8 protein-coding genes are annotated in these 6,000 nt (G+C 60.0%); 3 read left to right on the top strand and 5 right to left on the bottom strand.

Annotated features, from left to right (window positions below; genetic code table 11):
* Positions 1-13 precede the first annotated feature (13 nt).
* The 3 genes from M3G19_RS06805 to M3G19_RS06795 are packed head-to-tail and all read right to left on the bottom strand — an operon-like array spanning position 14 to position 2,154.
* Entirely contained in the window at positions 14-1,024 is a 1,011-nt protein-coding gene (locus tag M3G19_RS06805) for a hypothetical protein (protein ID WP_259901832.1), read from the bottom strand.
* Positions 1,025-1,783, bottom strand: a complete 759-nt coding sequence (locus tag M3G19_RS06800; protein ID WP_259901831.1) for an ATP-binding cassette domain-containing protein — start codon at positions 1,781-1,783, stop codon at positions 1,025-1,027.
* A complete protein-coding gene (locus M3G19_RS06795) occupies positions 1,780-2,154 on the bottom strand; it encodes a GntR family transcriptional regulator (RefSeq protein WP_259901829.1) in 375 nt (124 codons plus the stop codon). The genes M3G19_RS06800 and M3G19_RS06795 overlap by 4 nt, the downstream gene beginning before the upstream one ends.
* 217 nt (positions 2,155-2,371) lie before the next feature.
* Here M3G19_RS06795 and M3G19_RS06790 point away from each other — a divergent pair, with 217 nt between their 5' ends.
* On the top strand, positions 2,372-3,634 hold the full coding sequence (locus M3G19_RS06790) for an NYN domain-containing protein (protein WP_259901827.1): 1,263 nt from the start codon (positions 2,372-2,374) through the stop codon (positions 3,632-3,634).
* A gap of 19 nt (positions 3,635-3,653) precedes the next feature.
* On the opposite strand, the gene M3G19_RS06785 is transcribed toward M3G19_RS06790, so the two are convergent.
* Both M3G19_RS06785 and trxA read right to left on the bottom strand, forming a co-directional pair.
* Positions 3,654-4,520, bottom strand: coding sequence for a PspA/IM30 family protein (locus M3G19_RS06785; protein ID WP_259901823.1), 867 nt, complete (start codon positions 4,518-4,520; stop codon positions 3,654-3,656).
* Between the two features lie 314 nt (positions 4,521-4,834).
* A complete protein-coding gene (gene trxA, locus M3G19_RS06780; RefSeq protein WP_259901813.1) occupies positions 4,835-5,212 on the bottom strand; it encodes a thioredoxin in 378 nt (125 codons plus the stop codon).
* A gap of 135 nt (positions 5,213-5,347) precedes the next feature.
* Between trxA and M3G19_RS06775 the strand changes: the two genes are divergently transcribed.
* Positions 5,348-5,551, top strand: coding sequence for a transporter (locus M3G19_RS06775; protein WP_259901807.1), 204 nt, complete (start codon positions 5,348-5,350; stop codon positions 5,549-5,551).
* A 41-nt stretch (positions 5,552-5,592) separates the two neighbouring features.
* A complete protein-coding gene (locus M3G19_RS06770; protein ID WP_259901805.1) occupies positions 5,593-5,805 on the top strand; it encodes a heavy-metal-associated domain-containing protein in 213 nt (70 codons plus the stop codon).
* Positions 5,806-6,000: the final 195 nt, after the last annotated feature.

Below are 6,000 nucleotides of genomic sequence, written 5' to 3'. Positions count from 1 at the left end.
GTAGCCACGGTTTTTAGGCTTCATTATTCGTGTGTTTTGGGTTGATTAAACCCATGAGATACCCGCCTTGAATTATGACACCGATGAGCAAGAGGATCGCTGCGGCAACCAGGGAGACAATGACGATCGGGTCGCTAAAACTGTCGGCATCCGTGGTGTCGTTAACGATAAAGAACATCATGTATCCGGGAATGAGCCCCAGGCCCATTCGCCAGATCTTCAACGCGGCACCGAAGACAGCGCACGCGAACCCGCCAAGTCCTGTGGTGACCACGGCTGCCCAGGAGAATTCGGACGGAGAAGCTAGGCCGACAACGCCGAAATAGACCATGACCGAAGCGGTCGCACCCGCCCATAACAGGGCCATCCACCGCCGGCGCGGCACGCCGTAGCTAGCGCCGGTTGCGGCACCGGGGATACCGAGCCCCTGCATGCAATACGCGGAGTACCAGATGATGATCGGCGCGCCACTGATGAGCTGGCGGAGATTGTCATTCCCGATGGAACTGGTCAGATACAGCATGACGCAGTGCGCGACGGCAACACCCAGCGCCCAATAGAGCTGCGGCTTGAAGATCGTTTCGAACTCGAAGCTGCTACTACCGATGCGGGACCCGATCGCGTCGCGGTCATTCACTTGGTTGCGGTCGACAAATTGAAGTCCGTACGTAAGTCCACCAAGCAGCGCCACTACAGCACCAGCCACGCCCACCCAATCTGGGCGAGCGAGTAAGGCGAGGCTCGCGCCGAACACCACTGCGGGCACGACTGACAGCGCAGTCAATTTTCTTGCCCGGGATTTCGGCATTCCGTACGCCGTGTAGGCAGTGTCCTCCGATGACAACGTGCCGATTGTGAACACCGTCAGGATCATTGGGCTGAATATGACACCGACGGTCGAATCACGGATGAGACCAAGAAGTCCGAATGTGAGCATCGCCATCACCGGGATCATCCAGAGCAGGCGCGTCAGTGGCGCCGCGACAAACTGATGGCGGAAATACCCAAGCAGGCTCGTATTCAACTAGGACACCTCCAGGTAGTGCTCGATCAGGTCGTCGAAAGTCGCGGCGCGAGCATGACGCGGGGCGTCGTCGATACGCACGAGCTCGGGTCCGGCGACAGCGAGCGCATCCGCGTCCTCCGGGGCACATCGCTTGACGACGACCCCCTCACGCCCCAGAATCACCGCGTCATCCAGGACTTTTGCCGCATCATCGATATGGTGCGTGGCCATCACGATCGTGCGCCCGGTATCCGCCTGCGCCAGAAGGTGACGGTAAAACACCCCGGTGTTGTGGGTGTCCAGGCCGACATAGGGTTCGTCGAGAAGCAAAAGCTCCGTGCCCGAGGCAAGCCCAATGATGATGGCGACCATGGCGCGCTGGCCGCGGGAAAGTTGACCGTAGCGGGTCGCAAGGGCATCTCCCAGAACGAAATCCGCGATGAGTTCATCAGCGAGCGCACGGTCCCACGTGCGGTAACGAAGACTCGCCCCCTTGATCACATCTTTGCCGGACCAGGAGTCCGGATATGCGGTATCTACGCCGGTCAGGCACGTGTTGTCCATGACGCGGGCATTGTCGAAGGGGCGCTGCCCGAAGACTTCTACCGTGCCCGCTTCGGGCTTGAGCTGGCCGCCGATGATCTGCAGAAGGGTGGATTTGCCGACACCATTTCGACCGAGCAGACCGTGAATGCCTGGACCGAAGTCGAGGTCAACACCCTGCAGGACGTCTTTTTTGCCGAAGCTATGGGCTAGGCCCGATACGTGAATTGTCATTTGTACATTCCTCTGCTTTCTGCGACACGGTCGATGAGGTCGTGGAGTTCGGTGCGGGCATAACCAAGGCGCAAGGCTTCGTCGATAAGCGGTGCGACGTACGCGCCCGCGAAATCCTCACGGCGCTTGCCGATGATCCGTTCACGCGCACCCTCCGTGACGAACATGCCGATGCCGCGGCGCTTCTCCAGAACTCCCGCTTCGGCGAGCAATGTGAGCCCCTTACGTGCGGTAGCGGGATTGATGCTGTGAAATGCGGCGAGCTCATTTGTCGATGGGGCGCGATCCCCCGGCTCGAGTTCGCCTTCCATGATCTGGTCTTGAATTAGTCGTGCGATCTGAAGGAACAGCGGTTCTGTGTCATTACCCACCCTCCGCCTCACTTACGTTAGTTGGTTGATTAGTTGCCTAACTAACCGTATAACCAATGGAACTGATCGTCAATTTCGCACGCTGGTCTGGATATAACCTGCCTATGCACTGTCGATATCGCTGGTCAACGCGGAATCTCAGCGAGAGCGACACAAAACAGGCAAACTGGGGAGACAACAAACTTTAGTTAGATGAATAGATACGGATTTAGGAGCCATGCTTGAACGCACACTCGTCTTTGTTGACACGTCTTACCTGCTCGCGAGCTTTTATAACTCGTGGGAAACAGGAGCGCGATCGCAATTAGAAATCGACTTGCCTGAGGTGGTGAACAACCTCTCGGGCATGATCACTCAGCAGCTAAACCAACCGATTCACCGTCAGTTCTGGTACGACGGCATCCCCGATTCTGGCCCGCACCGCTACCAGCGCGCGCTGCGCACGTGCGACGGCGTCCAGTTGCGCACCGGCCAACTGATCGAGTGGGGCGAACGCCGCACGCAGAAGGGCGTGGACACCCGTCTCGTCGCGGACATTGTGGTCAACGCGATGCGCGGCCAGTGCACCGACTTCGTCCTAGTCAGCGGCGATGCCGACATGATTCCAGGCGTCGAGGAAGCCACTAACGCCGGCATTCGGGTCCATCTCTACGGGTTCGGTTGGGATTCCATGTCGTCGGCCCTGCGCCACGCGTGCGATTCGACCACGATCCTCGACCCGCGTGAGGATTTCGCCGAGGCTATGCAGCTGCAAGTCCTGGAAGGCCCACTCCCGCCGACGATCCGGGAGCGCCCGATGGATGACGCTGGCGAAGAAGAAGATGACGAAGGCATGTGCAATGTGCCGCGCCCCGACGGCGAGCAGCCACTGTCCGAGTCGGCCGTCAGCGGCGAGGCCGAAGCGCTTATCGACGGCGCCGCTTCCCCGACCGACTCTCCCAACGAACAGTCTGCGGAGGCCGGAAAGCACCAAACCGGCGATACTCCTGAAGAGCCGGCCGGTAGCGCGGACGCCACGGCTGACGCTGACCTCGATGATGAGCCTGACGAATCGGAGACTGCCGAGCCATCAGCGACGAAACGCCCCGGCCCGCCTTCACCTGCGCAATTGGCAGCAGCCAGCCCGCGGAATATGCCGAAGCCGTCGATGATGGCACCGCGACGCAAGCTGCGCTCGCGCTATGTACCGCTTCCGGAAGAGGTGTGGACGTCGTCTGGGTTCCAGACCCCGTTCGACGTGGGCCAGCAGTACGCTACCTGGTGGTATGACAATGCCGCCTCCTCCGAGCAGCGCGATAAAGCGCACATGCTCTCGGGCGGCGGCCTGCCTCCGGAGATCGACCGCCCGCTACTGCAATTCGCCTGCGAGACTCTTCACGAGTACACGCTCAGCGAGCACCAGCGCGTCAACCTCCGCGATGGTTTCCACTCCGGGATCCGCGGAGTACTGATCAATATCCGCCGGACGACCCAGAGTTAAAACCCGGGGGCGACGAGCCCTAGGACTGCGGGGACTCCCCGTCGAAGCGGTCGAGGCTCTCCTCGCTCGGCTCGCCGTCCTCCTCCTTCGCGGACTCCTGTTCGGCGCTTTCATCCGCACCGGTGGAGTTCGCCTCGCTGCCAGCGGTCAGTTCGCCGGCCTTTTCCTCATCCATGGACGCGCGGATCTCGGCGAGCTTCGAGCTGGCGGCGACGTCCGTTTGACCGGACTCGATCTCAGCCATCACGCCGTCAACACCCGACTCAGCGAGCTCCTGCTGCCCCAGTGCAGTGGCGTAGCGGCGCTCGATCTTGTCACGCACGCCGTCCAGCGTCGGCACCGAATCGTCCTCGCGGAACTGGCCGATGGTGTCCATCGTCTGGGCGGTGTGCTCCTGCATCTTCGCCTGATCAACCTGGGAACGCAGACGGTTGACCTCGTTCATCTGCTCCTGCAGGCGCGCCTCGGACTGCTTCTGCTGCTGCTCGGCCTGAGCGGCAGCCTGCTCAGCGGCGGAGTACTGGGTGGACAGGTCCTGCAGCTCCTGCTCGACCGTCACCAGCTGCGCGGCCAGCGTCTCGGCGGTGGTGTTGAACTGCGATGCCTTGGTGGTATCGCCTTCAGCCGTCGCTTGGTCCGCCATCTTCAGCGCGGTGCGGGTCTTGTCCTGCAGCTCTTCCTGCTTTTCGCGCTTGCGGCTGATGGCCATTTCGAGCTGCTTCTTCGAACCGATGATCTCCGCCGCCTGACGGGTGATCGCGTTGTGCTGGTCCTTCGCCGCAGCTGCAGCCTGCTCAATCTGGACCTTCGGATCTGCGTTCTCGTCGATCTTCGAGTCGAACGACTGCATTAGGTACTTCCAGCCTTTGCTGAACGGGTTAGCCATGAAAGAGGGTCCTTTACTTCCGTAGATAATTCGTCGAGCTTTCGTTTCCCGAGTCTACGTGCGTTGCCCGGCGACCGCCCTGCCTCATCTTGCCCCCAGGTCCGCTCCGCCCAGGCGGACCCGCAAATGTTAACCCCAGAACTTAGTTTCTCCTGGTGGACAAAAACCGCTCCGAACAAGCGTCCTGGGAGAACTAAGGTTTGGGGTTCACATCTAGAAAAACAGCCGCAATCGGCCCGCCCCGAACAGACCGATCCCCCGGCACCACACTGTGAAAGGGGCGCCGGGGGATCTGCCCAGAAACCGACGCGTGTTTAGTTCTCGCCCTGCTGGTCGTTCTGCTTCGCGATGTCGCGGTGGACTTCTTCCATATCGATGTTGCGGATCTGCTCGATGAGCTCCTCGAGCTCACCCGGGCGAAGCGCACCGACCTGCTCGCCAAGGTGGATGCCCTCACGGAAGACGATCAGAGTCGGGATGGACTGGATCTGCAGTGCTGCGGACAGGCCCGGGTTGGCTTCGGTATCGAGCTTGGCGAAGGTGATGTCGGAGTGCTTTTCCGAGGCCTCCTCAAAGATCGGGGAGAAGGCCTTGCACGGCCCGCACCAGTCAGCCCATGCGTCCACGATGACAATGTCATTATTCTCGATGGTCTGGGTGAACGTGTCTTCGGTTACATTGACGGTACTCACGGTTCATCTCCTATCAGTGCTTTAGTAATCTCATTAGTAAGGAGTTCCCCGTTCATGCGGGGTCTATGTTGGTCCAACCCTATCAACGTCGGTTTCATTCCCTTGCTGGAATGAGCAGTAGTTTAAGGAGAGCACGTGACGAAGAACTACCGGTTCGAAGGCCCTACGGACGAGACCTCCGTAGCGAAGTTGAAGGACGAGGTGAGTCAGGTGCTGGGAACCCAGGGCGTGAAAATCGAGGTGGACGAAGGCATCCTGCGCGTCCGCGGCGAGAACTTCACGGATGAGGCGATCTCACTCGCCGTCGAATACGCGGGCTTTTCGCTTATCGACGAATAAAAACCTGCACACCCCACATAGCCCATAGGAAGGTGATGACTATGACAGATCAGACCGATTCCACTCAGTTCACCGTCGAGGGAATGACCTGCGCCCACTGTGAGGCGAGCGTGGTCGAAGAAATCAGCGAGATCGACGGTGTCACCAGCGTGACAGCGGACCACAAGTCCGGTTCCGTCACGGTGACTGGCGACGGTTTCACGCGCGAGCAAGTCGCCGCCGCTGTGGAAGAAGCGGGCTACTCGCTGGTCTAAATATTCTGGCCCATTTTCCGACGGGCCCGAGGGTTCCTGCTATCGAAGGAATCTTCGGGCCCGTTTCGGCGTTCGCAGGAGTAGTGGACTTTTCACGTGAACATTTGCAGGAAAGGATGACTGCGCGGTGAGCACCCCGGTACCGGCTCAGAACTCGGCACCAGAAGCACAACTGCTCGAACACCTCGATTTAGG

It is taken from the genome of Corynebacterium sp. p3-SID1194 (genome assembly GCF_025144155.1).
Taxonomy (GTDB): domain Bacteria; phylum Actinomycetota; class Actinomycetes; order Mycobacteriales; family Mycobacteriaceae; genus Corynebacterium.
The sequence above is the reverse complement of the archived record's forward strand: the minus strand, read 5'-3'. Positions and strand labels throughout refer to the sequence as shown.

Coding starts and splice junctions, on each gene's coding strand:
- M3G19_RS06800 (WP_259901831.1), bottom strand. CDS start 1,783: ATGACAATTCACGTATCGGGCCTAGCCCATAGCTTCGGCAAAAAAGAC.
- M3G19_RS06790 (WP_259901827.1), top strand. CDS start 2,372: ATGCTTGAACGCACACTCGTCTTTGTTGACACGTCTTACCTGCTCGCG.
- M3G19_RS06785 (WP_259901823.1), bottom strand. CDS start 4,520: ATGGCTAACCCGTTCAGCAAAGGCTGGAAGTACCTAATGCAGTCGTTC.
- M3G19_RS06770 (WP_259901805.1), top strand. CDS start 5,593: ATGACAGATCAGACCGATTCCACTCAGTTCACCGTCGAGGGAATGACC.